General features: G+C 64.6%; 19 protein-coding genes. 5 read left to right on the forward strand and 14 right to left on the reverse strand.

All coding sequences use genetic code 11. From position 1 onward, the window contains the following. Nucleotides 1–8 precede the first annotated feature (8 nt). The 12 genes from V4T21_RS05000 to V4T21_RS05055 all read right to left on the reverse strand — a co-directional run bounded on the left by V4T21_RS05000 (nucleotide 9) and on the right by V4T21_RS05055 (nucleotide 15,276). Nucleotides 9–824, reverse strand: a complete 816-nt coding sequence (locus tag V4T21_RS05000) for an ABC transporter ATP-binding protein (RefSeq protein ID WP_332713897.1) — start codon at nucleotides 822–824, stop codon at nucleotides 9–11. Nucleotides 825–862: 38 nt separating this feature from the next. Then, nucleotides 863–1,897, reverse strand: coding sequence for an ABC transporter substrate-binding protein (locus V4T21_RS05005; RefSeq protein WP_332713899.1), 1,035 nt, complete (start codon nucleotides 1,895–1,897; stop codon nucleotides 863–865). Between the two features lie 47 nt (nucleotides 1,898–1,944). Beyond that, nucleotides 1,945–2,742 carry an ABC transporter permease gene (locus V4T21_RS05010; RefSeq protein WP_332713902.1) on the reverse strand — a complete coding sequence of 266 codons (798 nt, stop codon included), beginning with the start codon at nucleotides 2,740–2,742 and terminating at the stop codon, nucleotides 1,945–1,947. Beyond that, a complete protein-coding gene (locus tag V4T21_RS05015) occupies nucleotides 2,739–3,719 on the reverse strand; it encodes an ABC transporter ATP-binding protein (protein ID WP_332713905.1) in 981 nt (326 codons plus the stop codon). Before V4T21_RS05015 ends, V4T21_RS05010 begins: the two co-directional genes overlap by 4 nt. Continuing rightward, nucleotides 3,716–4,591, reverse strand: coding sequence for a DUF58 domain-containing protein (locus V4T21_RS05020; protein WP_332713908.1), 876 nt, complete (start codon nucleotides 4,589–4,591; stop codon nucleotides 3,716–3,718). The genes V4T21_RS05015 and V4T21_RS05020 overlap by 4 nt, the downstream gene beginning before the upstream one ends. After that, on the reverse strand, nucleotides 4,591–5,607 hold the full coding sequence (locus V4T21_RS05025; RefSeq protein WP_332713911.1) for an AAA family ATPase: 1,017 nt from the start codon (nucleotides 5,605–5,607) through the stop codon (nucleotides 4,591–4,593). Before V4T21_RS05025 ends, V4T21_RS05020 begins: the two co-directional genes overlap by 1 nt. After that, nucleotides 5,604–9,830 carry a VWA domain-containing protein gene (locus V4T21_RS05030; RefSeq protein ID WP_332713914.1) on the reverse strand — a complete coding sequence of 1,409 codons (4,227 nt, stop codon included), beginning with the start codon at nucleotides 9,828–9,830 and terminating at the stop codon, nucleotides 5,604–5,606. The genes V4T21_RS05025 and V4T21_RS05030 overlap by 4 nt, the downstream gene beginning before the upstream one ends. Before the next feature lie 16 nt (nucleotides 9,831–9,846). Continuing rightward, nucleotides 9,847–11,262 (reverse strand): hypothetical protein, encoded by a 1,416-nt coding sequence (locus V4T21_RS05035; protein WP_332713917.1) that lies wholly within the window; start codon nucleotides 11,260–11,262, stop codon nucleotides 9,847–9,849. Nucleotides 11,263–11,265: 3 nt separating this feature from the next. After that, nucleotides 11,266–11,874 carry a zinc metalloprotease gene (locus tag V4T21_RS05040; RefSeq protein WP_332713920.1) on the reverse strand — a complete coding sequence of 203 codons (609 nt, stop codon included), beginning with the start codon at nucleotides 11,872–11,874 and terminating at the stop codon, nucleotides 11,266–11,268. Between the two features lie 52 nt (nucleotides 11,875–11,926). Continuing rightward, nucleotides 11,927–12,781, reverse strand: a complete 855-nt coding sequence (locus V4T21_RS05045; protein ID WP_332713923.1) for a substrate-binding periplasmic protein — start codon at nucleotides 12,779–12,781, stop codon at nucleotides 11,927–11,929. Between the two features lie 99 nt (nucleotides 12,782–12,880). Next, the gene (locus V4T21_RS05050) at nucleotides 12,881–14,638 is read right to left on the reverse strand and encodes a pyrroloquinoline quinone-dependent dehydrogenase (RefSeq protein WP_332713926.1); all 1,758 of its coding nucleotides are present in this window, start codon (nucleotides 14,636–14,638) and stop codon (nucleotides 12,881–12,883) included. A gap of 89 nt (nucleotides 14,639–14,727) precedes the next feature. Next, nucleotides 14,728–15,276 carry a c-type cytochrome gene (locus V4T21_RS05055; RefSeq protein WP_332713928.1) on the reverse strand — a complete coding sequence of 183 codons (549 nt, stop codon included), beginning with the start codon at nucleotides 15,274–15,276 and terminating at the stop codon, nucleotides 14,728–14,730. A 358-nt stretch (nucleotides 15,277–15,634) separates the two neighbouring features. Between V4T21_RS05055 and V4T21_RS05060 the strand changes: the two genes are divergently transcribed. From V4T21_RS05060 to V4T21_RS05070, 3 genes are all read left to right on the forward strand, one after another. After that, nucleotides 15,635–16,438 carry a helix-turn-helix domain-containing protein gene (locus tag V4T21_RS05060; protein ID WP_332713931.1) on the forward strand — a complete coding sequence of 268 codons (804 nt, stop codon included), beginning with the start codon at nucleotides 15,635–15,637 and terminating at the stop codon, nucleotides 16,436–16,438. Nucleotides 16,439–16,440: 2 nt separating this feature from the next. Continuing rightward, nucleotides 16,441–17,382, forward strand: a complete 942-nt coding sequence (locus V4T21_RS05065) for a Kelch repeat-containing protein (protein ID WP_332713934.1) — start codon at nucleotides 16,441–16,443, stop codon at nucleotides 17,380–17,382. A gap of 105 nt (nucleotides 17,383–17,487) precedes the next feature. Continuing rightward, nucleotides 17,488–17,748: a hypothetical protein gene (locus V4T21_RS05070; protein ID WP_332713937.1), complete on the forward strand. Its 261-nt coding sequence runs from the start codon at nucleotides 17,488–17,490 to the stop codon at nucleotides 17,746–17,748. Nucleotides 17,749–17,827: 79 nt separating this feature from the next. Here the strand turns inward: V4T21_RS05070 and V4T21_RS05075 are convergent, their stop codons facing one another. Together V4T21_RS05075 and V4T21_RS05080 are read right to left on the reverse strand one after the other, a co-directional pair. After that, entirely contained in the window at nucleotides 17,828–19,183 is a 1,356-nt protein-coding gene (locus tag V4T21_RS05075; RefSeq protein ID WP_332713940.1) for a sensor histidine kinase, read from the reverse strand. Further along, nucleotides 19,180–19,848, reverse strand: a complete 669-nt coding sequence (locus V4T21_RS05080; protein ID WP_332713943.1) for a response regulator transcription factor — start codon at nucleotides 19,846–19,848, stop codon at nucleotides 19,180–19,182. Before V4T21_RS05080 ends, V4T21_RS05075 begins: the two co-directional genes overlap by 4 nt. Before the next feature lie 187 nt (nucleotides 19,849–20,035). On the opposite strand from V4T21_RS05080, the gene V4T21_RS05085 reads away from it, so the two are divergent. Both V4T21_RS05085 and V4T21_RS05090 read left to right on the forward strand, forming a co-directional pair. Continuing rightward, nucleotides 20,036–21,160 (forward strand): efflux RND transporter periplasmic adaptor subunit, encoded by a 1,125-nt coding sequence (locus V4T21_RS05085; RefSeq protein ID WP_332713946.1) that lies wholly within the window; start codon nucleotides 20,036–20,038, stop codon nucleotides 21,158–21,160. A gap of 3 nt (nucleotides 21,161–21,163) precedes the next feature. Further along, entirely contained in the window at nucleotides 21,164–24,295 is a 3,132-nt protein-coding gene (locus tag V4T21_RS05090; protein WP_332713949.1) for an efflux RND transporter permease subunit, read from the forward strand. Nucleotides 24,296–24,336: the final 41 nt, after the last annotated feature.

Consider the following 24,336-nt stretch of genomic DNA (forward strand, 5'->3'; position numbering starts at 1 on the left):
AGGGCTCCCTATTCATTCAGATTGCGGCCGTAAAATTCCGAGGCCGGATCGGACAGGACCAGTGCGCGGATGCGGTCCCACAGGTAATTGCGCAATTCGATAAAACGGTTGTCGCCCCGCATCTGGGCCGAAAGCCGGGGGCGGGGAAGATCGACGGCGATCTTTTCGAGCACCTTGCCGGCTCCCATCACCACAATGGTGTCGGCGAGCACCAGTGCTTCGTCGACGCTGTGGGTGACGAACATCACAGTGGGCATCCGCCGCCGCCATATGGCCAGCAATTCGGCCTGCATCAGTTCGCGCGTCTGCGCGTCGAGGCTGGCGAAGGGCTCGTCCATCAGCAGCACGCGCGGCTCGCCGGCGAGAGCACGCGCCAGCGCGACGCGCTGCTTCATGCCGCCCGAGAGCTGGCTGGGATAGGATTTGGCCGAGCGTGAGAGGCCCACCAGATCGAGATAGGTCCGGGCCCGCTCGGCGCGCTCGGCCTTGGAAAGGGGCAGGCTTTCGAGCGCGAATTCGACGTTGGCCTGTACGCTCGCCCAGGGGATCAGCCGGAACCCCTGGAAGACGAAGCCCATGTCGGGGCCGGGCATGGGAGCCCGGTCCTCTATGGTCACTTCGCCCGCGTCGGGCTCGATCAGCCCGTTGGCCAGACGCAGCAGAGTGGTCTTTCCGCACCCCGAAGGGCCGATGACGGCCACGAACTTGTGCTCTTCGACGCCCAGCGAGACGCCATCGACGGCGACGCTGACCGAGCCGTCGGGGCGCATGAAACGCTTTTCGACATTGTCGAAAGTCAAAAGCACTTTCGGTTCGGACCCCATCGGCTTCGGTCTATCGCTCTCCGGGAAGCGGACTACGTTCATCTATCGGCCGGGTCCATGCTGTCATCGGTGCCAAGCTCGGCCAGAACCGCGTCGACGGGGCCGAAATCCACCCAGGCATCGAGCGGCAGCGGCTCGAAATTGACGAAATCCTCGGTTTCATAGAGCCATTCGGCGGTAAAGGTGAGCTCCTGATTGCTCATGCCGCCATTGACGCTCCAGCTACCGGCAAAGGACTCGGCCAGCATTTCGAGCACGGCGACATCGACGTCGGGGCGCACATCGGCCATAGCGTCGACCCACAGCTGAGGGTCCTGGGCGAAGTCGCGCGAAATCCGGGTCAGCGCGCGGATCACGGCGGCAACGTCGTCGGGGCGTTCCTCGAGGACGTTGCCGGGCACGGCGTTGACCTTGTTCACGACCGGCGCGCCCTCGTAATAGGCCTCCTGATCGACGAGCACATGCAGGCCCGTGGTGTCGGGCATTTCGCTCCAGACGCCGATGGAAATCGTCGTCGCATCGATCTGGCCGGCGGCCAGGGCCTGGGCGCGGACATTGGGCTGGCCCAGAGTCACAACCTCGGCTTCATCGAGCGAGACGCCCAGGCTCCCGAGCACCATTTCGCTCAGCGAATGGTCGAGGCTGCCGACGCGGCCGACGCCGAAGCTGCGGCCGGCCAGGTCCTCTGGCGTCGCGATATCCTCGACCGAGGCGATAAGGAAGGGCAGGGATTTGTTGGGCGAGGTGACGGCCCGGAAGTCGGTAGCGCCGTTGTGGATGACCTGGAGCAGCGCATCGACGCCGATATTGGCCATGTCCCCGTCACCCGATTGCAGGGCGGCGACGGCAGAAGGGGTCTGCTGGACGCGGATCAGTTCGACATTGACGCCCTCTTCCTCGAAATAACCCAGCTCAGCGGCCAGATCCATCACCGAATTGGGGACGAGCGGCGGTTCGAGATGGGTGAGGATGAGGCGGAACGGCTCGTCCGATTGGGCCAGCGCCGCTCCGCTCGTCAGTGCTAGCGCCGAGAGGCTCGCGACCAGTGCCGCGGTCAGTTTTCTGGTGATCATTTCATTCTCCCATGCAAGCTGGATCATTGCAGCGATCCAGGTTCTTGTTACCGCCGCCAGCGCCCTAGACGCTGTTCGGCAAAACGTAGGCCTTCGGTTACAACAACACCGATAGCGGCCAATGATAATACGATGACGAAATATTCAGCCATGCGGAACGTGTTCCCGTAAATGGCCAGCAATCCACCCAGGCCGCGCACGGCGGTATAGAGTTCGGCCACCACTGTATTGATCAGCCCGATCGTCGCGCCCAGCCGCAGCCCGACGATGATATAGGGCACCGCGCCGGGCAGGACGATGCGGGTGAAGATGCGCAACCGGCCGGCGCCCACCGAGCGCGCCATCTCGATCAGTTCGGGATCGGACTGGCGCACGCCCGCATAGGTGTTGATCAGGATCGGCATCACCGCGCCGAGGAAAACGATGAACACCTTGGCTTCCGACCCCAGCCCCAGGATGACGATCACCAGCGGAATGAAGGCGACGCGCGGGGTGGCCGAGAGGGCATAGACGTAGATTTCCAGTGTCCGGCCCAGAAGGTTGAAGGCGCCCATGACCACCCCCAGCGGAATGGCCAGCGCGATCGCCAGGCCATATCCGGAAAGATAGATCGAGAGCGAAGCGAGCACTGCGTCCTGCAACTGCCCGTCCGAAAGCAGGCGTCCGGCAGCTTCCATCGTGGCGAGCGGGGAGGGGATGATGGAACGGGCCACGTTGATCGAGGCGATCCACCACAGCAGCACGATCAGAACCAGAAAGCCTACGCGCGAGGCCGCCACGACCCATGGGCCGGGCTCGCCTTCGACGCGGCGGACAGTGTTCGATCTGGGCGGGGCCTGCGTCATCCGCGTCGCCCCTTCTTTGCCGGAGCCGGAGGTGCCTCGCGCAGATCGCGGCCGGTCAGCGCCAGGAACACGCTTTCGAGCGACGGCTGATCGACGGTAACCTGGCGCAATTGCGTGCCGAATTCGCCCAGCAGCGCGTCGGCGCTGGTGGCCGCTTCGAGCTTGATGAGCAATTGCCCCTCGGCGCCCTCGATGGTGCCCGGATAGCGCGCCAATAGCGCCGCATGGGCTTCCGGCGTGCGCGGGGTGACGCGGAGCAGGCTCGTGCCGTATTCGGATTTGAGGGAGTCCGGCGTGCCGCGCGCCAAAATCTTGCCGTGGTCGATGACGCAGATGGAATCGCAGCTTTCCACCTCCTCGATATAATGGGTGGTGACCACTATGGTGAGGTTATTGTTTTTGCGCTGCGTTTCGAGATAGCTCCAGATGCGGGCCCGTGACTGGGCGTCCAGCCCCACTGTCGGTTCGTCCAGAAACAGGATGCGCGGCTGGTGCATCAGCGCGCGGGCGATTTCGAGCCGGCGCCGCATGCCCGAGGACAGCGTTCGCACCACAGCCTCGCGCCAATCGGAAAGCTCGACGAGTTCGAGCATTTCGTCGATGCGGCGGCGACGGTCGGCCCGGCCCATCTGATAGACCAAGCCATGGAAATCGAGGTTTTCGCGCACCGAAAGCCGGGTATCGAGTGTGGTTTCCTGGAACACCACGCCCAGGTTGCGCCGGGCGCGCAGGGGCTGGCGCACCACGTCGATCCCCGCCACCTCGGCGCGGCCGCCATCGGGGCGGGTGATGGTGCACAAAATGTCGATCAGGGTGGATTTGCCCGCGCCATTGGGCCCGAGCAGCGCGAAGATATCACCCTCTGGCACGGCGAGCGAAATGTCGTCGAGCGCCAGCACCCGGCCAAAACGCTTGGAGATGTTTTCGACCAGAATGGCCGATTGGCTGTCTGCCGTCTGGGGCATAGCGGCGCTCATGAAAGAACTCCCTGGGCGCGGAAGGTGCGCATGAATAACTGGCCGAGATCGTCCTGTGCGGAAACCGTGACGAAATGCCAATGCTTGGCGTTGAACACTGCGCGCAACTCCTCCTGGCGAAGCGCGAATGCCTCACGGTAACGGTCGAGCAGCGTCCGGTCGACAACTAGTTCGATTTCTTCGCCGCTTTCGGAATCCTCGATAGTCACGACGCCCGAGGGCATGGCTTGCGGGTCGATTTCCTCGGGCGAGAGGATCTGGATGGCCAGCACTTCCTGGCCGGCGGCAAACAGTGTATCGAGCGCCGGCTTGAGATCGTCCTGCCACCAGTCGCTGATGGCGATGACGAGACCGTTGGGCGCGAGATTTTCGTTGAGCGTGCGCAGGGCGTCGCGGAAATTCTCGGCGCCGCCGACCGGCAGCTTGCCGATCCAGTCGAACATCAGATCGGCGCGCGCCGCCCCGTGCCAGCGCGGGGAGAGCCTGTTGCCCATGGGGGTGGGGATCGCCGCCTGCACCTGATCGCCGCCCGCCAGCGCCGCAAAGCCCAGAAGCTGGGCGATCAGCCGCGCCTGGGTGAATTTGCTCGGTTCCCTGCCGCCCATGGATGCGGACGGATCGATGACGATGGTCACCGGCAATTGCTGGTTGAGCGCATATTCACGCACCACATAGTCGCCGGTGCGCGCGAAAAGATGGGGGTCGAGGTGCCGCGTGTCGTCGCCGGCCCGATAGGGGCGGTGGTCGACGAATTCCATGCCCGGCCCCTTGCGCCGCGACCGCCTTTCGCCCGTGCCCACCGAGGGCTGGGCATAGGCGGGCAGCAGGCGCGAAGTGGTCAATTGCTCGAGCAGGGCGGCGGGTGGACGCATCAGAGCTTGTCCATCGTCTGGTCGAAGAGGCGCAGCAGCAATTTGTCGACGTCCACATTGGCGGCGCGGCCTTCGAAATTGACCTGCACGCGGTGGCGCATCACCGGCAGCATCACGGCGCGCAGATCGGCGACCGAGACGTGATTGCGGCCGGCCATGAAGGCATGGGCCTTGCCTGCGACCACGAGGGACTGCGCCCCACGTGGGCTGACGCCGAACCTTATATAGCGCGCCACGTCCTTGTCGGTGGCGCCGCCTTTGGGCTGGGTGGCAAGGCAGAAGCGGGCGATGGCCTGCTGCATGGCGGTGGCGATGGGCACCGAGCGCACATGGCCCTGGAGCGCGATGATCTCTTCGCCGGTCATGGCCTGGATGAGGTCGGCCTGCTCGGTGCCCGTGGTTGCGGTCAGGATGTTGGTGAGCACCTCTTCGGACGGATAAGGCACGTCGATGCGGAACAGGAAGCGGTCGATCTGGGCTTCGGGGAGCGTATAGGTCCCCTCCATTTCGATGGGGTTCTGGGTGGCGAGGACGAAAAAGGGCCGGGGCAGGTCCATCGTCGTGCCACCAGCCGAAATGGTGCCCTCCTGCATGGCTTCGAGCAGCGCGGATTGGGTGCGCGGGGTGGCGCGGTTGATCTCGTCGGCCAGAAGCAGTTGGGCGAAGATCGGGCCCTTGCGGAATTCGAGCTGGGTGCGCCCATCGGCATTGGGCACCAGCACCGAGGCGCCGGTGATGTCGGCGGGCATGAGATCGGGGGTGAACTGCACGCGCGAGAAGGTGAGCCCGGCGGCCCTGGCCAGCGAGCGCACCATCAGCGTCTTGCCCACGCCCGGCGGGCCCTCGAGCAGCACGTGCCCGCCGGCCATCAGTGCGATCAGCATCAAATCGACGACGGTTTCCTGCCCGATGACCGTGGTTGCGATGCTGGTTCGGGTGCGGGCCAGCGCATCGCGTAGGGCGCTCAATTGCGCGGCGCCGTCCTTGTCCGGGGTTTGGGGTGAAATCGCGGTCATCGGGATGGTCCTCCTTGGCGCAAGGCATCGGGTTCGGTTGGGCCGGACCCGGCCTTGCGGCGGGCCGAAAATCCGCGGTAGCGGAGGGTCAGGTCAAGCAAGAATAGGGCAAAGGCGCCAAGAACCCATATTGGCCATTGGTGCCGCATGCCCAGGGTCACTCCGGCTCCCAGCGTTTCGATCTCGTCGGGGGTTATCGCCCGGCCTCCGGTCGCTTCGGCCAGCGCGGCTGCGCCCCCGGCTCGGGAGAAATCGTAGCGCGGATCGTAGGAATGATAATAGGCGCTCTCGACCGGCTCGGCGTCGTCGCCCTGGTCGACGGCCAAATCGTAGCGGCCGGTGGCGTCGAGGATGCGCCGGCCCTGATATTGGCCGGGCGTAATTTCGGTCAGCGCCATGGGTTCGCCCGCCTCGGCATCGGGAGCGGTCACAGTGGCGGTCATCCTTCGCCCGGTCAGCGGCAGGCCCTCGGCGTCGAGCGCTGTCACCCGCAGGTCGAGATAATCGCCATTGCCCTGGGTGGAAAGCGTCAAGCCAGGGCGGGGCGTCGTGGGCTGGAACCGGGAGAGGACATCGCTCCAGAGGGCGCCATATTGGGGCAGGACCTGCCAGGCCTCCGACCAGGGGCCGGTCGCATCGGTCGAAAGTGCCATCACCATGCCGTTGCCATAGCGCCAATAGGCCAGCACGGGCATGTCCTCGCCGTCAGCATTGGCGGCGGTGGCGACAAGCTGGGCCTCGGGCTTGGCCGTGGTGCCCACGAAGCCGGCGAGCGGGGGCAGAGGGTCGGGCAGGGCGTAAAGGAAGCTCGCGCTGCGATCCTGCCAGACGGGCTGGGTCGCGCCCTCCTCGATGGGGGAGGCTAAAAGCATGGCTTCCTGCGAGAGGATCGAGGGGAGCGCCGCGAAATCGGATGTGATATGGGCCGCGCCCCCGCCCAGTTCGGCGATGGTGCGCGCCACATTGGTATCGGCGCCCTGGCCGATGGCGACGGCCGATACGGTGATGCCCTCGGCGCGCAGCTGGCCCACGATGCCGGGAAAATCGCCCGGCTGGCTCAGCCCGTCGGTCATCACAACAAGATGCTTGGCAGGGGCATCAAGCCCGGCCATCATCTCATAGGCTTCGACCAGACCCGGATAGATCGCGGTGCCGCCGCCGGGGTCGAACCCTTCGAGCGCGTTTTCCACGGCATCGGGGGCATCGGCCAGCCGGGTCAGCGGCAACAGCGTGCGCGCCTCGGCGTCGAAGGCGATGATGCCCACTTGGCTCTGGGGGTTGAGCAATTGGGTGGCGGCGACCGTCGCGCTCTTGGCGACGTCGAGCCGGTTGCCCTCGCCCACGGGCTGCTGCATGGAACCGGAACGATCAAGCACGAACACCATGGCCACTTCGGGGGCGTCCTGGGGCACGCGGCTCGAAAGGGGCGACAGGGTTTCAAGCGGCGTGCCGAAATAGCCGCCGGGGCCGAAGCTGTTGGGGCCGCCCAATATCACAAGACCGGTGCCATATTGGGAGACGCTGGTTTCGATGAGGGTCTGTTGCAATGTCGTGAGCGAAAGCGCTGGCGTATTGACCAGCACGATGCCGCCGAAGCCGAGCCAGTCCTTGAGGTAATAGGGCGCGCGGGCCGGTTCGAACACTTCGGCTTCGAGCCCCTGATCGGAAAGAAGCCCTGCGAAGGCCTGTCCATGGGCGGGGTCGGCGGAGATCACGGCGATGGGGCGCACCGGGGCGGCCGAGAGGATCTGGCCAATGGAATCGTTTTGCGGAAAGGCGTCATTGCCCGCGAGCCGCAATTCGATGAGACCGCCATCGGCGTCGACTTCGGGCAGAACAGCCTCGATGCGGTTCTGGCCCGGCGTGAGTTCGATATCCTGGTTGGCGACCGCCTCGCCCCCCGAAACGATCTCCATATTGACCGTCTGCGGGGCTGTGCTGTGGACGAGGGCGGTGAGGGGCACGGCCTCGCCCGATAGCACCTGTTCGGGCATGTCGAGGCGCCGGACGTAAAGCTCGCCATCGCCGGGCAGCGGTGCGTCGAGATAATCGACGACGATGCCGCGTTCGGCGAAAAGCCGATCGAGCAGGGGGTCCCGTGCCGTGTCGCCGGCCAGAACGATATGACCCTCGCGCCCTGGCGGGATCATGGCGGCGGCAAGATTGAGGGCATCGGCGGTGTGGGTGACGCGCAGGATATCGGGCCCGGCGCTCGTTGCGTCGCCCAGATCGGCGAGCACGCGGGCCTGCGGTCCGGCCCCCAGCGCACCGATGGCCGGTGCCCCCAGGCCTGGGCCGGCTGGGCTTGCGATTTCGCCGGCATCGGCCATGACCAGCACGAGGTCCGTCCGATGGTTCAGCCAGGGCAACGGCAGATTGAAAAGCGCCGCACCCAGAAGAACCAGGCTGAGGACACGCAGGACGGACAGACGCGGCAGCCAATGGCGCCGCCGCGCTGTCAACACCGCCTCGAGGGCAAGGACGACAAGGGCGGCGCCGACCAGCCAGATCGCCAGCCCCTCGGGCAGGCCCGGTGCGCTTTGGGCTGGCTCTGCATCGCTCGCCGGCGGGAAGGGCGCGGGATTGACGGCAACGAGGCGGGTAAGCGCGCCCTGACCGACGCGGAACAGGCCGGTTTCGGTGGGAACAAATTCGCCATCGGGCACGCGCTGGGCATCGGGGCGCGGCGCTTCGAGGTTGACCAGAGGCTCACCTGCGAGGCGCGCGTCGATCGGGCAGGCCGATCCCACTGTGCAACTGGCCGGCGTCGCGGTTCCGGGCGTCTGCCCCATCCAGGCGATGAGGTTGGAAACGAACACCGGGAGCCCGGTGCTCTCGGGCCAGTTGCTGGCCGTCAGGTCGAAACCGATCCGCAGCTTGCGGCCCGCCGGTGTCGCGCCGGTCGCGATCAGTGCCGCGCCATCGGCTGAAAGGAGCACGGTTTCATCCGCCCCGATATCGAGCCCACCCGCTTCGGCAATCCTTAGCGCCGACCAGTCGATATCGCGCGAGAGGGGATGATCGGCGTTCCAATAGTCGGGGTCGGGATCGGCAAGGGTCTCGCCACTGGTTTCGATGGCGATGAAATTGGTGGCCGGCGGTTCGCTCGCCTCCGAACCCTCAAGGATCACCAGCCCGAATTCGTCGGCGGTGGCGCCGAGCGCGGTGTCCTGGAAAAGCCGCACGCCCTCGACGGCGTTCAGCGCCCTCAGCAACGGCTGCTCGCCATCGCCGACATAGAGAATATCGAGACTTTGCGGCGCGGCTTCGGCGACAAAGCGCAGGCGGTTGTTCTGGGGTGTCGCGTCGCTTTCGATAAACGCGGTGACGATGCCCGGGCCGGGCAGTTCCAGCTCCTCGGAAAAGGCGATCGTGCCGCCCCCTTCGGGATCGCGTTCGATCTCGATCGTGCCCCAGTCGAGCGGCGTGCGGGCCATGTCGGTGGCGTATTGCACGGTGATCGTCAGGCTTTCGCGCTCGTCGCGGATTGTCGCCTCGCCGGCAAGGGTCCAACGGGCGGCTTCCGGATCGGACAGCGTCAATTGTCCGGAAAGTCCAGCGTCGAGGCCCGGCACCGCCAGCACCCGTTCGGTCACCGTCACCTCGGCCAGCGCTTCCCTGAAAATGCCGGGAACGGGCTCTGCGCCCACGACCAGCACTTCGGTGGTTTCACCGTCCCGCGTAAGGCGTGAGACCAATCGCGACGTTTCGCGCCAATCATTGGTGCCACCGATGGGGCGCAAATCGGCCAGCGCGGCCTCGAGTCGTCCGTCCTCCCACGCCCAGCGCGCCGCACTATAGGCCGGCTGGGGGCCGGCGGCGACGACCGACAGCCTTTGCGGCGCCCGCTGGCCGTTGCCGCCAAAATCGGCCACCAGATCGTCCCTCGCTATCTCGAACAGGGAAACATTCCCCTCGCGGGCGCTCATGGCCGCGCTGGTGTCGATGACGACGACCAGATGGTCGGGAACGCTGCGATTGCCCCAGAAGGGCTGGGTCAGCGCCGCCGTCAGTAGCGCCACCGCCAGAATCTGGAGCACCAGCGGCAGGGTGATGGGCGGGATCAGCCGCGCCTTGGGCTTGAGGCCGGCATGGGTCTGCAATTGCCGCCACAGCATCAGGCTGGGCACCACATGGCGGTATTCGCGCCGGCTGTGGAGGAACCAGATGAAGCCGGCGGTCAATGCCAATGCCGCAAAAAGGGGGGCCGCAAATCCGATCATACGGTCAAAACGCGCCTCACTGGTCCAGGCGCTCGAAATAGCGCGCGGCGATATCGCGCGCGTTCGAGGGTACGAAGTCGCGCGCCACCGGCTCTGTCGAACCCGCCCCGGTCTGACCGCCTATGGCATTGGCCGCCCCGCTGACGCCCTCCTCCGCTGTCTGGGGGACGATCTCGATGCGGATACGGCTGCCGCCCGCCTGGGGTTCGGCGCTCACCACCATGTCCTCCCCCGGCGCGGCGCCGAGTTGGGTGAAGGCATCATCGGCCTGGATGTCCTGTTCGCCCAGCCCCGCCGCGTTGGACAGGCCCCGCCCGGAATCGAGCGCCGCGCCCACAGGAATCGAACCGATCGATTGCAGCCGCTGCGGCTCCATCAGCGCCGGCCCCTGGGTGGGCGAGGCGCTATCGCCAAGATCGGTCGGCAATTGGTCCGAGGTGGGTGTTCCACCCGCTCCCATCACCTCGTCATCCGCCCGATCGGCATAGCGATCAGCCAGTTCGGGCCGGGCATCGTAAAGTCCCGGTCCCTCTTCCGAGGCAAGGATTTCGTTCGATGTCGTCCGGTTAGGGTCGGGCGGCAGGGTGGTCGGCGCGGCCCCCATGGCGGCGGCTTCCATCGCCGCGAGCGCGTCCTCGAGCTCTGCCAGCCGCATGCCTTCGGAATCGCCCAGCCAGCGCGGCGTATCCTCGCCATAGGCGGCTGCGGCCTGATCGAGCAGGTCGTTGATCTGCTGCTGGAGTTCGGGGGTCAGCCCCTCCATTCGCGCGGCCTGGGCGCGCTCGTCCAGCGTGCGGGCGATGGCGTCAAGCAAGGGATCTTCGCGGTCCTGCGCGTCGTCGGCCAGCATCTGGGCGATGGTGGAGATGGTTTCCACATTGGCGGGCTCGGCCGGGGCTGTCGTCTCGATGGCGATCTCCTCGGGCGAGGGAACCGGCTGGCCGGCGATCCACCAGACGGCCGCCGCAAGGCCGACAGCGGCGAAGAGCGCGAGGACGAAGCCGGGCGTCACTATTTTGACGAGCCGGGCGGGGGCGATCGTTCCGGCCCGGGCGCGCACAGCATCCATCAATTGGGTAGGAACCGGCGCCGATGCGCTTCCGGGCCGCGCGGCGAGTTCGACGGCGGTCCCATAGGCCTCGCCGAACCCGCTCGAGCGATCGATGAAAAAGGCTTCCTCGACGGTGGTCCGCCGTCCTCTCCAGGCCAGCGTCGCGGCAATGGCCGCCGTCAAAACGCCCACGCCAAGCACAATTGGCAGCGGGTCGATGCCATATCCCGCGCGCCGCGCCAGGGCGAGCACCACAAGAGTGGCGAGGATCGAAACCATGCATGCGAGCACCAGCCGGGCCAGCGCCCGCAACCGGCGGCGCGCCACCACCCTGTTGAGCGGATCGATGATGGGATCGAAAGGGGCTGTGGCTTGGGCCATGGCTCAACGGGCCCCGAAAAACCGCGCCGCCTCGCCCAGCACGGATGCGGGCAGCATGCGATAGGTGAGAACGACCAGCACGAGCAGCGCGATCGAGATGAAGAAATGGCGCTTGACCAACCATCCATGGGCTTTGGGCGCCAAAGCCTGCAGCAGATATCCACCCAGCAAGGGGGGCAGGGGAATGAGGTTGGCGGCCAGCGTCCAGCCCGCGACGTCGACCAGCGTGCGCAGGGTGGAATCGGCGAAGGCTGCGCTGCTCGACGGCCAGGAGACGGCCACCCAGGGAAGAAGCTGCAGGGCCAGTCGGCCCATTAGAAAAACCACGATCAGTGAAGCGATCGCGACGACGACCGGCGCGGCCCGCCCGCCACGGCATTGGGCCGGATCGATGGCGATGGGGCGCACCCAGCCGACCCGTCCCACGATCCCGGCGGCGAGCGCGAAAATGTCGATGTGAACAAAGGGATTGGGCGTGAGCTTGGCGTCGTAGACCGCCCCCTTGTCGCCCAGCAGACGGGCAAACGCGGCGACCGAAAAGCCCATGACCGTGAGCACGATCACGATGGCGATGGCGCGCGAGAGCATTTGCAGGAAGCTCAGATCGAACATCGATGCGCTCCCTTTCCGCAGGACGATTCGAAAGGGACAACCGTCATACCGGTCAACCCCCGGAGCTGTCGGTCAGCCCGTTCTGTCTGAGAAGATCGTCTATTGTTCCGTCGGCTTCAAGCGCCGCGATGGCGTCGGACAGAAGGCCGTTGAGATAGGTGTCTTCAGACCGCGTCGCGATGCCGATCTCGATCGGGTCGACGGGAAAGGGCAGGTCGTAGGTATAGGAATAGCCCGCCGCGACCGGGTCGCCGCCGGTCGCACCGAACAGGCCGTATTCCCAGATCATGCCGGCCGCGACGGTTCCATCGGCAAGCCGTTCGAGCAGCAACTCATTGTCCGGATAGGGCGTGCGCCTCCAGCTTTCGGTGTCGGGCTGGGCCGCCAGATATTGAATCAGCCTGTTGTCGCCCGCCGCCATCATGCGAACCCCGATGGTTTCGCCATGGGGAACTTCGGCGAATGCCGCATCCTCGCCATGGGTCGCAAGCACGGTGCGGGCGCTCAGATAGGCACGGGTCACCGAAAGCCACGCCGGATTGCTCGGAGAGAGCAGGAAACCCATGAAGCCGTCGCATTCCTGCGCCAGCATGATGAACATCTGCTGCTCGTCCAGCATCAGGCGATAATCGTAGGGCAGGGGCCGGGTTGGCCAATCGCGTTCGCCGATTTCATAAAATTGGACGTCGGCCAGAAGGCTCTGCCCCACCGCTTCGGCCAGGTCGCGCTCGAACTGGGCCAGTACTCCCTGCGGATTGACGCAGAAGATGAGCTTGTTGCCTTCCTGACGCATGCGCTCGGTATAGAGTTCGCGCGGGACGATCTCGACCGATTGGGCAAGGCTTGCGCCGGCCATGAGGCTGAGCGCCAGCGCGAGAGTTCCGGTACGGAAAGCTTTGGAATTCACAGGCGGTTTCTCCTCCCGTTGGGTCCGCCCATGCCGGGACCCGGCATGAATAGGGCTCCAGCGTCAGACCGCTGGAGCCCGGTTCGTTATACGCTCGGCTTATTGCTCAGGCAGAGCGAAGACGTAGATGGCCGAGTTCGTGCCACCCTGGTCGACATTGCCTTCTGCGATCATGAGCGCCGAAGAAAAGCCTGCCGGACCTGCCGGAATGGCGACGTACTGACGTCCGTCGACCTCGTAGGTGATGGCGTGACCCGAGGCATCCGACGCCAGGCGCGAACGCCACAGCATGTCGCCGGTTTCGGCGTTGAAGGCCTTGAGGTAACGGTCACCACCGCCGGTGAACAGCAGGTTGCCGGCCGTGGCCATCACGGGTGAGTACTGCGAAGCGGGCTGTTCCCAGCTCCAGAGGGTCTCACCGGTCGCGATGTCGATGGCGTCGATACGGCCGACATTGGTCTCGTCGGGCGGCAGCGTGTACTGGGAATCGGCGTTGTAAACGTCGAGTGCAGTCGGTTCGTTGTCGCGCGGCGTGGAGATCTGGCACGTATTGTTGAGCGGGATGTAATAAATGCCCGTGTTCGGGTTGAACGCGGAGGGCGGCCAGTCACGACCACCCAGGAAGGCCGGGCAGTGTTCAACCGGAACGCCGATCTCGTCGAGAATGACGTCTTCGTTGACGGTCACGATGCCTTCTTCGTCGATGCTTTCGATCATGTTCGTGTAGGCGGTATCGCGTGCCCACAGGAATTCGCCGGTTTCGGCATCGAACTGCCACATGGTGCCGGTCTTGCACGGCACCCCGGTCAGAACGCGGCGGCCTTCACCCGAAGCGTTCGCCCCGATAGCGCGCAGGCCGTCCATGGATTCGCTCGGGTTCACGTCGGTATCGGCGACGATCATTTCGAACGTGCATTCCTGGTCCCAGTTATCGCGGGGCAGGGTCTGGTGACGCCAGGCGATTTCGCCGGTCTGCGGGTTGACCGCAAAGCGGGTGTTGGTGCCGTAAAGCGTGCCGCCAGGCGTGCCGCGCTGGGTTTCGGAAGCCGGGCCCACGGCGCTGGAGCCGTAGAAGACCAGGTCGAGTTCGGGATCATAGGTGATCTGGCCCCAGACGCCGGTCATCCAGCGCGACTCATAGTCGTTGCCCCAGGTTTCGTCGCCTTCTTCACCCGGCTGGGGGATGAAGGTGTTGCGCCAGAGTTCTTCGCCGGTTTCGGCGTCGTGGCCCGAGACAAAGCAGCCGAACGCCGAGTACTGGCAAGTCGAGCCGGCGATGATCACGCCATTGGCGACGACCGGGCCGGAAGTGTTGGACACGAGATCGGTGCCCTGGCCGCGATCGACTTCCCAAGCCAGCTGGCCGGTCTTCATGTCGAGGGCGACGAGGAAGTTGTCCCAGCTCATGAAGTAGAGATGGTCGCCATAGATCGAGATACCGCGCTTGCGGTCGCCGAGCGAGTGAAGCGTGTTGGTATCGGGCAGGCGGCGGCGGTACTGCCAGATCAGATCGCCGGTCACCGCGTCGAGCGCCTGGATGGTGTCGCCGGGATTGGCGATGAACATGATGCCGTCATAAACGATGGGCGAAGACTGCATCGGGCCGGCCTCGAGGCCGCGCGACCAGACCATCTGCAGGGAGCCAACGTTTTCATCGTTGATCTGTTCGAGCGGGCTGAAGCGGTAATTGTCCACCGCGCGGCCATAGGCCAGCCAGTCGCCATCGTCCGGGCTGGCCAACATTTCGTCGGTCACCGGGGCCAGGCTGTTGATGTCGGATTGGGAAAGCGCGGGGGTCGACACCAGTCCCAGCGCCGTCGTCCCCGCAAGGACGAGTTTCAAAAGATGAGAAGCCAATGCCTCACTCCCTCTAAAGAGCAGGTTGCCCTGCATTATGGGGAAGCCGGCCCTCCGACTTCCCTCAAATCGATTGATCGAAACCGGCCTTACGGGGTCGGCACGACCATAATGGCCGCAAGCGCTTCGTCGGTGCCTTCGAGTTCGGTATCGCCCTCGGGCGCGCCGTGCAGCTGCAGCAGATAGGCGACGATGTCGGCGTATTCCTGATCGGTGAACCAGCCGGCATTGCCCGGAGGCATGTTGGCGCGCATGTAATCGTAATAATCAAAGAGCGGCCGGTCGGCATATTTGTTGTCGAGCGTGTAGCCGATGAGGCCCGGAGCCGCAGAGGAACCGCGTGCCGTGTTCGAATGGCACGACGCGCAATCGGAGCCGAAGAAACCCTGGCCGCGTTCGGCCTGCGCGGCGGTATAGACGCCATCGAAAATCGTGCGTTCGCCACCGGCATCGGCCGCGGCGTCTTCACTGCCCGCTTCGTCGGCCGTTTCGTTGGCTTCGGCCTGCGCGACTTCAAGCGCCGCGCGTTGTTCGGCCGACATGTTGTCAAACGCGACAGACGTGCCTGCAAGCGCAGCGATGCCTGCTGCGACGAGCACGGTCCGACCCAGACGGCGCAGACCAATGGAGTCCAACATACTCAAATCCTTCAATTTCATGAGGCCAGAAATAATCATCCCTCCTCGCCGGCGGCCGATTTTGGTTCGGCCTTTTCCGGCGTGCCCTATATGCGCGCAATTGTCGCTTGCGACAGATCGGCAAGTGACAAGGCGTCGCACGTGAAATGGCATTTCACAAAAACCGATGGGCCGCAAGAGGGTATGTCAATTTGAGTAGAATGGCCGGAATGAGCGCGAAATTGTCCGTTCTTACTGCGTAATCCCGTTGAATAACGCGGGTTTTTCGCGATTTTGGCGAAGATGTGGCGCCACCCGAAGTTCGGATTCGACGAAAGTCTAATGGCCGGCTTGTCTCGAACCGAGCAGGTGTGACACGATGACGCTGCTCGATACGGGGGGAAGCATGAGCTCGTTCAAGCCGGTGGCCGCGCTATCGCGCGGCCTTGCGATATTGCGGCTTCTCAATGAGGAAAACGAAGCGACGGTCGGCACCCTTCATACGCGGTCCGGGCTCGACAAGGCGACCATCGTGCGCATGCTCGAGACCCTTGAACTGGATGGATACGTCACCCACTCCGAAACGGGTCATCTCTGGCGGCCTACCGGGCTCACGCTCACATTGTCGGGAGGGTATTCGGCGGTGCGGGAGATGGGCAGGCTCGTGAGCCCGGTCATGGCCGCGAGCCGGGAAATCCTTAAATGGCCCGCCTCGTTCGCCATTTTCGATCGCGACGCCATGATCGTCGCCGATATGACGCATGATTTGCGCGGCATGATGGTGTCGCGCCACCCAAGCCATCGGCCGCCGATGCTGACCACCTCGCTGGGGCGGGCCTATCTCGCCTTCATGGAAAAGGACGACCGCGAGGCGCTGCTCGAGCGGCTGCGCCTCAACCCGGCCGGCTGGAACCGCATCATGCTCGAACCCGGACATGTCGAAAATCTGGTCGCCGACATCCGAAAAAAGGGTTACGCACTGGGAGACGCCCAATACATTACGGCCACGTTCGGCGGGGATATCTGGGCGATCGGCGTGCCGGTCATGGGCAAGAACAGGCTCTATGGCGCGCTGGGGTTGATGGTGCTTCGGCGGGTGATCGGCCCCGAGGAGGGCGTCGCCGATCTCGCCCCGCGCCTTCTGGACGTGGCGCCGCGTTTTGCCGAGGCGCTGGGAGGATGACGATGGCACGGTGGGTCTTTAGCTCGGTTCTGGCGGCCATCTTGCTGGTCACGGGCGCCCTGGCGCACGATATAGCCGGCCAGTGGGAGGTGGGGCCTAGCGGTCCGCAGCCGCGCTCGGAAATGGCCGTGGTTCAGGAGGGACGGAAAGCCTATCTCATTGGAGATTACAACGGCGCGCGCGAGGTGCTCATCTATGATCTCGACGAGCAAAGCTGGACGGTAGGTCCCCCCTTTCCTCATCCGGTCCACCACCCCATGGCCGCCGCGCTCGATGGCCGGGTCTATGTGTTCGGCGGCTATGTAAACGGCTGGGAAGCGAGCGACGCCGTCTGGGTCCTCGATATCGCGACCCTCACATGGACCGAGGGCGAAACCATGCCCGCGCCACGCGCCGCGGGCGGGGCGGCGGTGATCGAGGGGCGCATCCATGTGGTCGCGGGTTCCGTCTCGGGCGCGGTCAATGTCGATACCCATGAGATATTCGATCCGGCCTCGGGCATCTGGCAGGCGGCAGCGCCCATCCCCACGCCGCGTGATCATCTGGGCGTGGTCGCCATCGATGGCCGGATCATTGCCCTGGGCGGCAGGGTGGACGGGGACCCTGCCTTCAATCTAGACACGGTGGAAATCTACGATCCGGCCACCGATGCCTGGAGTACGGGCACGCCGATGCCGACAGCCCGGAGCGGGGTCGCAGTCGCCGTTCTCGACGGCAAGGCCTATGTGCTGGGCGGCGAAACGCGGCAAATGACGTTCGACGCCGCCGAGGCCTATGATCCGGCCGCCGACGAGTGGCAGACGCTCGCGCCCCTGCCCACGGCGCGCCACGGGTTCGGGGCCGCCGCCTATGACGGCGCAATCATCACGCTGATGGGCTCGCCCATTGCGGGCGGGGACCGGTCGGTGATCGTTGAAAGGTTCGAGCCGGCGTTAAAACCATAAGCCCGACACCAAATCGCCCGATTGCGCAATGTTGAGGCAATCCGGCAGCCATAGGATGAGCATGCCGCATCGGAAACGAAGCGGCGTCAACTGTGGAGACTAAAAATGCAAAAGACTTCAAAAATTCTTGCTGTTGCCCTCGCCCTCGGTACGCTTCCCGCCGCTGCCTTTGCGCAGACGCCGGTCGGCACCGTCCATGTAACCGACGCGGGCATGCCTGCCGTAATCGACTATTGTGAAGAGCTTGCGACAATGAGCCCCTGGGATGGCTTCAACCATCGGCCGAGCCACGCCCAGACGGTTGCCTCGGGCATTTATCTCCAGTCCATCCAGCTCGCCGATTGCCAGCGCGCCGGCCTCGTCTGATCGGGTGTGACCCGTTTAGGGCCTCAATCCAAGCACCGCAAAAGGCCAGGTTTTCGGACCTGGCCTTTTCCTTTGTGCGTCAGGCCTCTTCGGCCGTATCGAGCGGCAGCGTGATGATAAAGGCGGCGCCGCCCAGTGCCGAATCGGCGACCCTGATCGCCCCCCTGTGGCGCAGCACGATTTCCTGCACCAGATTGAGCCCCAACCCGGCGCCCCTGGCGCTCGGCTTGACCCGATAAAAGGGATCGAAGATCCGCGTTCTCTGCTCGGGAGGAATGCCGGGCCCGTTGTCGCTTACCGTCACCGTGCCCGCGGCGCCCACGCTGACGATGATCCTGGCTCCGGCTCCGGCATGGGTGATGGCGTTCTGGATCAGATTGGTGACCGCCCGGCTCATCGCCACCCGATCCCCCCGCACCACGACATCTTCGGACTCGCTCTCGAACGATATTTCGTCGTTCGCCGCGATGACCAGCGGGGCGACGTCGGCGGTGGCGGTTTCGGCCAGTTCGACAAGATCGAACGTGCCGAAATTGGATTGCCCCATATCGATGCGCTGCAGGTCGAGCAATTGGTCGGCGAGGTTGGACAATCTGGCCACGTCGAGCAGCAATTGCTCGCGCTCGGTGCCCGGCGGCAGCAGATCGATGCGCATCTGCAGGATTGCGATGGGCGTGCGCAATTCATGGGCGGCGTCGGCCATGAAGCGCTGGCGCCGTTCGATGCCATCGTCGAGACGGGCCAGCGCGGCGTTCACCGCCCGCACCAAGGGGCGGATCTCCTCGGGGATTTCCCGCTGGGAAAGCCGCACTCCGCTCTGGTCGACATCGATATGCCCCGCCTCTTCGGCCGCGCGGCGGAGGCCGCGCAATTCGCGCTGCAAGGTCATGGGGATGACGATGATCAGAACGAGGCTGAGGGCAGCCGAGAACCCGACGAAATAGCGGTTGGCCAGCAAGAGCCCCAGCGATACCCCCTCGAAACGCGGCCCGCCTCCGGTCGCGATATGGACCCAGCCGGCCGCGGTCGGCGCCTGGCGCACGATGGCGGGGTTAAGGTTGTCGGGATGCTCGTAATTGCCGAAATCGGCGAACGACACATAGATGATGTTTTCGATGGCCGGGGCGAATTCGGGCGGTATCGGCCCCTCGCTGACGCTACCGTAATCCTCGTTGACGACGTGGAACCAGAACGCGGGATAGGCATCGTGCACCGCGTTGAGGTCCTTGGTGGGCGTCATGCTCAAAACGCCGTCCTCGACCTCGACGGCATCGGCGATGGTCTTGACCACCCGATCGTCGAGCCCCACCCCCGAGGCGAAGCGCGAAATGGGGATCGAAGCGATCAGCGCGAAGACCACGAGGGTCAAGACCTGCCAGAGCACCAGTTTCCGGGTCAGCCTGAAGGTCAGCGAATGCCAGCGTTCCCGGATCATTGCATGGCCCGGAGCAGATACCCTATGCCGCGTATGCCGTGGATCTGCACGCCGGCCGGGGCCAGCTTGCGCCGCAGCCGCGAGATATGGGCATCGAGCGCGTTCGAGGCGATGTCGTCGTCAAAGCCATAGACGGCCTCTTGCAGGGCGTCGCGCGACACCGTCCGCCCGGCCCGGCGCATCAGCGCTTCGAGCGCCAGAAGCTCGCGCCGGGGCAATTCGACGGCCTTGCCATTGATCTTGACCTGCCGGTGCTCGGATTCGAACTCAATGCCGCCCACGGTCAGCGCGTCGTGATTGACCTGAGCGGGCCGGCGTAGCACGGCGCGCAACCGGGCCAGCAGTTCGTCGGTCGAAAAGGGCTTGGCCAGATAGTCGTCGGCCCCCGTATCGAGCCCGATCACGCGGTTGTCGAGCGAGCCGAGCGCCGAGAGCACGATGATGGGGATCGAAGGGTTGATCTTGCGCAGCTTTGGGATCAGCGACAAACCGTCGCCATCGGGCAGCTTGCGGTCGAGCAGCACGGCGTCATGAACCTTGGCAAGGCAAGCCTCCTCGGCGAGGGCGAGATTGCTGGCGTGATCGACGACAATATGGTGCTTTGCGAGCGCCGCGTTGAGCAGCGTCGCCATGGCATCTTCATCTTCGACCAGCAAAATACGCATTGTCCATTCCTTATGTGGCCAGCAAAAGATAACGACGTTGCGCCAACATTGCGGTTTATTGCAATGTTGCGGCAATCCAATACCACCACACAGACGCCCTTAACGATTATCGCGATAAAGATCGACAATGACCGACCAGACACAAAACAATAATCTTCCGCGATCGAGAAAAAATCGGTGGCGCTGGGTGCTCCTGGCGCTCCTCGCCGTCGTCGCGATCGGCGCGGGCGCAATCCTGACCGGGGTATGGGACATATCGGAGGCGGCCGATGCCGAAGCGCCGGTGGCGCAGGCCGAGCCGGTCAGCACCGAGCCGCGCGTCATGCAGCTCCATCCCAGCGAAGTCCATACGGTCGAGCGGGGCGACCTCACAGCGACGCTCAATTTCACCGGTACCATCCAGCCCGCGCAGTCCGCCGACATCTCCGCCCAGGTCTCGGGCATCGCCACGGCGGTCAACGTCAGGTCCGGACAGGCGGTCGCGGTGGGGCAGGTTCTGGCCCAGATCGATATCCGCGATCTCCAACTGCAGCTCCGCCAGCAGCAAGCGACGCGCGATTCGACCGAAATCCAGCTCGAAGCGGCCCAGCAATCGCTCGACCGGACCCGCTCGCTGGCCGACCGGGGCCTTACGCCCCAGAGCACGCTTGACGCTGCGATCGCCGAGGTGGACGGGCTGGAGGCGAATCTGGTTTCGCTCGAATCGCAGGTCGAACAGGTGCAGACCAATATCGAGCGGGCCACCATCAAGGCTCCTTTTTCGGGAATCGTTTCGGCCCGCATGGTCGAGCCCGGCCAGGTGGTTTCGAGCGGCACCGCGCTTTTTTCGATTGTCGATCTCAGCCGCGTAACCGTCGATGCGCTGGTGCCGCTTTCGGGTGCCGCGCTTGTTCAAACCGGGCAGACGGCCTCGCTTTCGGTGCAGGGGCTCGACGATCTCGCTCTTGAAGCGACAGTGGACCGCATCAGCCCGATTGCCGTCGAAGGCACGCGGTCGTTCACTGCCTATCTGACCCTGGACAATCCCGAGGGCCGGTTGCGCGGCGGCATGTTCGTCACCGGCCGGATCGTTACCGCGTCTTCACCCGACGCCCTTGCCGTGCCCTCGCGGGCGCTGTTGGGCGAAGAAGATGCCCGTTACGTCCTGGTCGTCGAGGATGGCGAGATCGTGCGCAAGGACGTCGAAGTCGCCCAGGTCTGGACGCGTCTCGACCGCGTCGAGATCGCCAGCGGAATCGAGGACGGCGATACCGTCATCTCCATGCCCCTGAGTGGGCTCGAGGCCGGCCAGCCGGTTGCGATCGAGGGCTAAACCATGTTTTTGACGCGCATCAGCGTAGGCCACCCCGTCTTTGCGACCATGATCATGGTCGCGATCATGGTGTTCGGCCTCAACGCCTTCAGCAATCTTCCGATCGAATCGACCCCGGAAGTCAATTTCCCGGTGGTTGCGGTTCTCACTCCCTATACGGGCGCCGCGCCCGAGGCTGTCGAAACCGAGATCACCGAACCGATCGAGGATATCGTCTCCACGCTCTCGGGCATCGAAGCGATCACCTCGACCTCGACCTCGGGCCATTCCACGGTCATCATCCAGTTCACGCTCGAAACCCAGAGCATCCAGGCCGCCCAGGAAGTGCGCGACCGTATCGCGGCGGTTTCGCTTCCCGATGGCGCCGATACGCCCCAGGTTCTGCGGTTCGATCCCAACGCGATGCCGGTCATCTCGCTGGCGCTCAGCGGGCAGGGTCTGGCCATGACCGACCTCACCCGTCTGGCCGAGGACGTTGTTTCTCCAGCGCTCACCAATGTCGACGGTGTGGGCAGCGCCACCGTCGTGGGTTCGATCGACCAGCAGGTCGATATCCTGATCGATCTCGATCGGCTCAACGCCTACAATATCGGGGTGTCCGAAGTCGTCTCCGCTTTCCAGAGCGACAACATGACGATGCCGGCCGGCTCGATCGTGGATGGCGCGCTGGTGCAGACCATCCAGCTCAATACCGAGCTCGAGAGCTTCGACGATTTCCGCGATGTCGTCGTCTCCTCCCAGGGCCAGGAAATCGTGACGCTGGGCGATGTGGCCGAAATCGTGCCGGGCGAATCGGAGGCCAGCGGGCTGGCGCTGCGCAATGGCGAGCCGGCGCTGGCGATCAACGTCTCCAAGGTCGATGGCGGCAACACCGTGGGGATCGCCCAGGCGATCCGCGCCATCGTTGCCAATCTCAATACCGATCCGGCGCTCGAGGGTGCCAGCGTCGATATCCTGCAAGATACCGCCGAACAGATCGAATCGGATTATCACACGCTCGAAGCGACGCTGATGGAAGGCGCGTTTCTCGCCGTCGTCATCGTCTTTTTGTTCCTCAATTCATGGCGCTCGACGGTGATCACCGCGCTCACCCTGCCCATCGCGATCCTGGGCACGCTCGCCGTGATTTCCATGCTGGGCTTCACGCTCAACGTCATGACCATGCTCGCACTCACGCTCTCGATCGGTATCCTGATCGACGACGCGATCGTGGTGCGCGAAAATATCACGCGACACTTGCATATGGGCAAGAACCATTTGCAGGCGGCACTCGACGGCACCAATGAAATCGGGCTGGCCGTTCTTGCGACCACGTTTTCGATCTGCGCGGTTTTCCTTCCGCTGGCCTTCATGGAAGGCATCGTGGGGCAGTTCTTCCTTCAGTTCGGCGTCACCGTTTCGGTCGCGGTGCTGATCTCGCTGTTCGTGGCCTTCACCCTCGATCCGATGATGTCGAGCGTCTGGTACGATCCGGCGTCCGATCCCAATGCCAAGCGCGGCTGGTTCAGCCGGGTGATCGGCAAGTTCGAGGAAGGGTTCGAGTGGGTCGGGAAACGCTACACGGGCGTTCTGGGCTGGAGCCTGCGCCACCGCATTCTCACCATGCTCGCGGCGCTGGGTATCTTCATCTCGAGCTTTTTCCTCGTGCCCATGGTCGGCTTTGAATTCATTCCGTCCAATGATGCGAGCCTCGTCAACGTCACTGTGGAAACCCCGGTCGGGTCCTCCCAGGATTATACCGCCCTCAAGGCGCGGCAGGTCGAGACCATCGCGCGCGGCATCGACGGGGTGGAAAGCACCTATACCAACGTCAATTCGGGCCAGGCGTCGGGCGAGAACCAGGCGACCATCGCGGTCAATCTGGTCGAGCCTGCCGAACGCGCGCTCAGCGACAGCCAGACGCTGGAGGTGATCCGCGATGCGGTGGCCGCCATTCCGGGGGCTGATATAACGCTGGCCACTGGCGGCGGTCTGGGCATGGGCGGTAGCCCCATCTCCATCAATCTGCGCGGCGGTTCGGTCGATACCCTCAACCAGGCAGCCGAAATGGTTGCCGCGGCGATCGAAGCGGTGCCCGGCACCATCGATGTGGGGCTTTCAGTGCAGCAGGCCCAGCCCATGCTCGATATCGTCATGAACCGGCAGGCGGCGAGCGATCTGGGGATCACCGCCCAGCAAGTGGGCACGGCCATGAGCGTGATGATCGCCGGGGAAACGGCCAGCGAATGGACCAACCCCGCCGGGGATCGCGTCGATGTCGTCGTGCGTCTTCCCGAAAACCAGCGGTCCGACACCAGTGAGCTTCTGGACATGCCGGTGGCCCAGCAATCGACGGGTTCGGTTCCCGTTTCGGTGGCGCTCGGTCAGGTGGCCGACATCAACGAGACGTTCGGCCCCAACGAGATCGAGCGCGAGGCCCAGCAGCGCCAGGTGACGGTTTCGGCCAATGTGTCGGACCGTATCCTGGGCGAAGTGGTCGCCGATGTGGACACGGCCATCGCAGCGCTCGACCTGCCGGCGGGCGTGGTAATCGACCAGGGCGGCGACGCCGAAATGCTGGCCGATACCACTTCGAGCATGGCTTCGGCGCTCGTCATGGCCATCGTCTTCATCTATCTGGTGCTGGCCAGCCAGTTCGGCAGCTTCCTGCAGCCCATCGCCATCATGATGGCGCTGCCGCTGTCGCTGATCGGCGTGTTGCTGGGGCTGATGGTGGGCGGCTCGACGCTCAACATGTATTCGATGATCGGCTTCATCATGCTCATGGGTCTGGTGGTCAAGAACGCCATCCTTTTGGTCGACAACACCAACCAGCGCATGCGCGAGGGGCTCTCGATCAAGGAGGCCCTGATCGTGGCGGGCGGAACGCGTTTCCGGCCGATCATCATGACCACGCTGGCGATGATCTTCGGCATGCTGCCGCTCGCCCTGGCGCTGCATCCGGGCTCCGAGCAGAACGCGCCCATGGCCCATGCGGTGATCGGCGGGCTGATCAGCTCGACCCTCCTGACGCTCCTCGTCGTGCCGGTGATGCTGACCTATGTCGACTCCTTCGGCCGGTTCGTGCGGCGTTTCCTGCCCAAAGCGCCTGACGATCACGGTCACGAGGAGGCCAAGACGGAGCAGCCGGCTTAGCCCAACCTTCATTCAGTTGCTGGTGGCGGAAAACAGAGTCG

Source organism: Pelagibacterium mangrovi, from assembly GCF_036662815.1.
GTDB lineage: Bacteria > Pseudomonadota > Alphaproteobacteria > Rhizobiales > Devosiaceae > Pelagibacterium > Pelagibacterium mangrovi.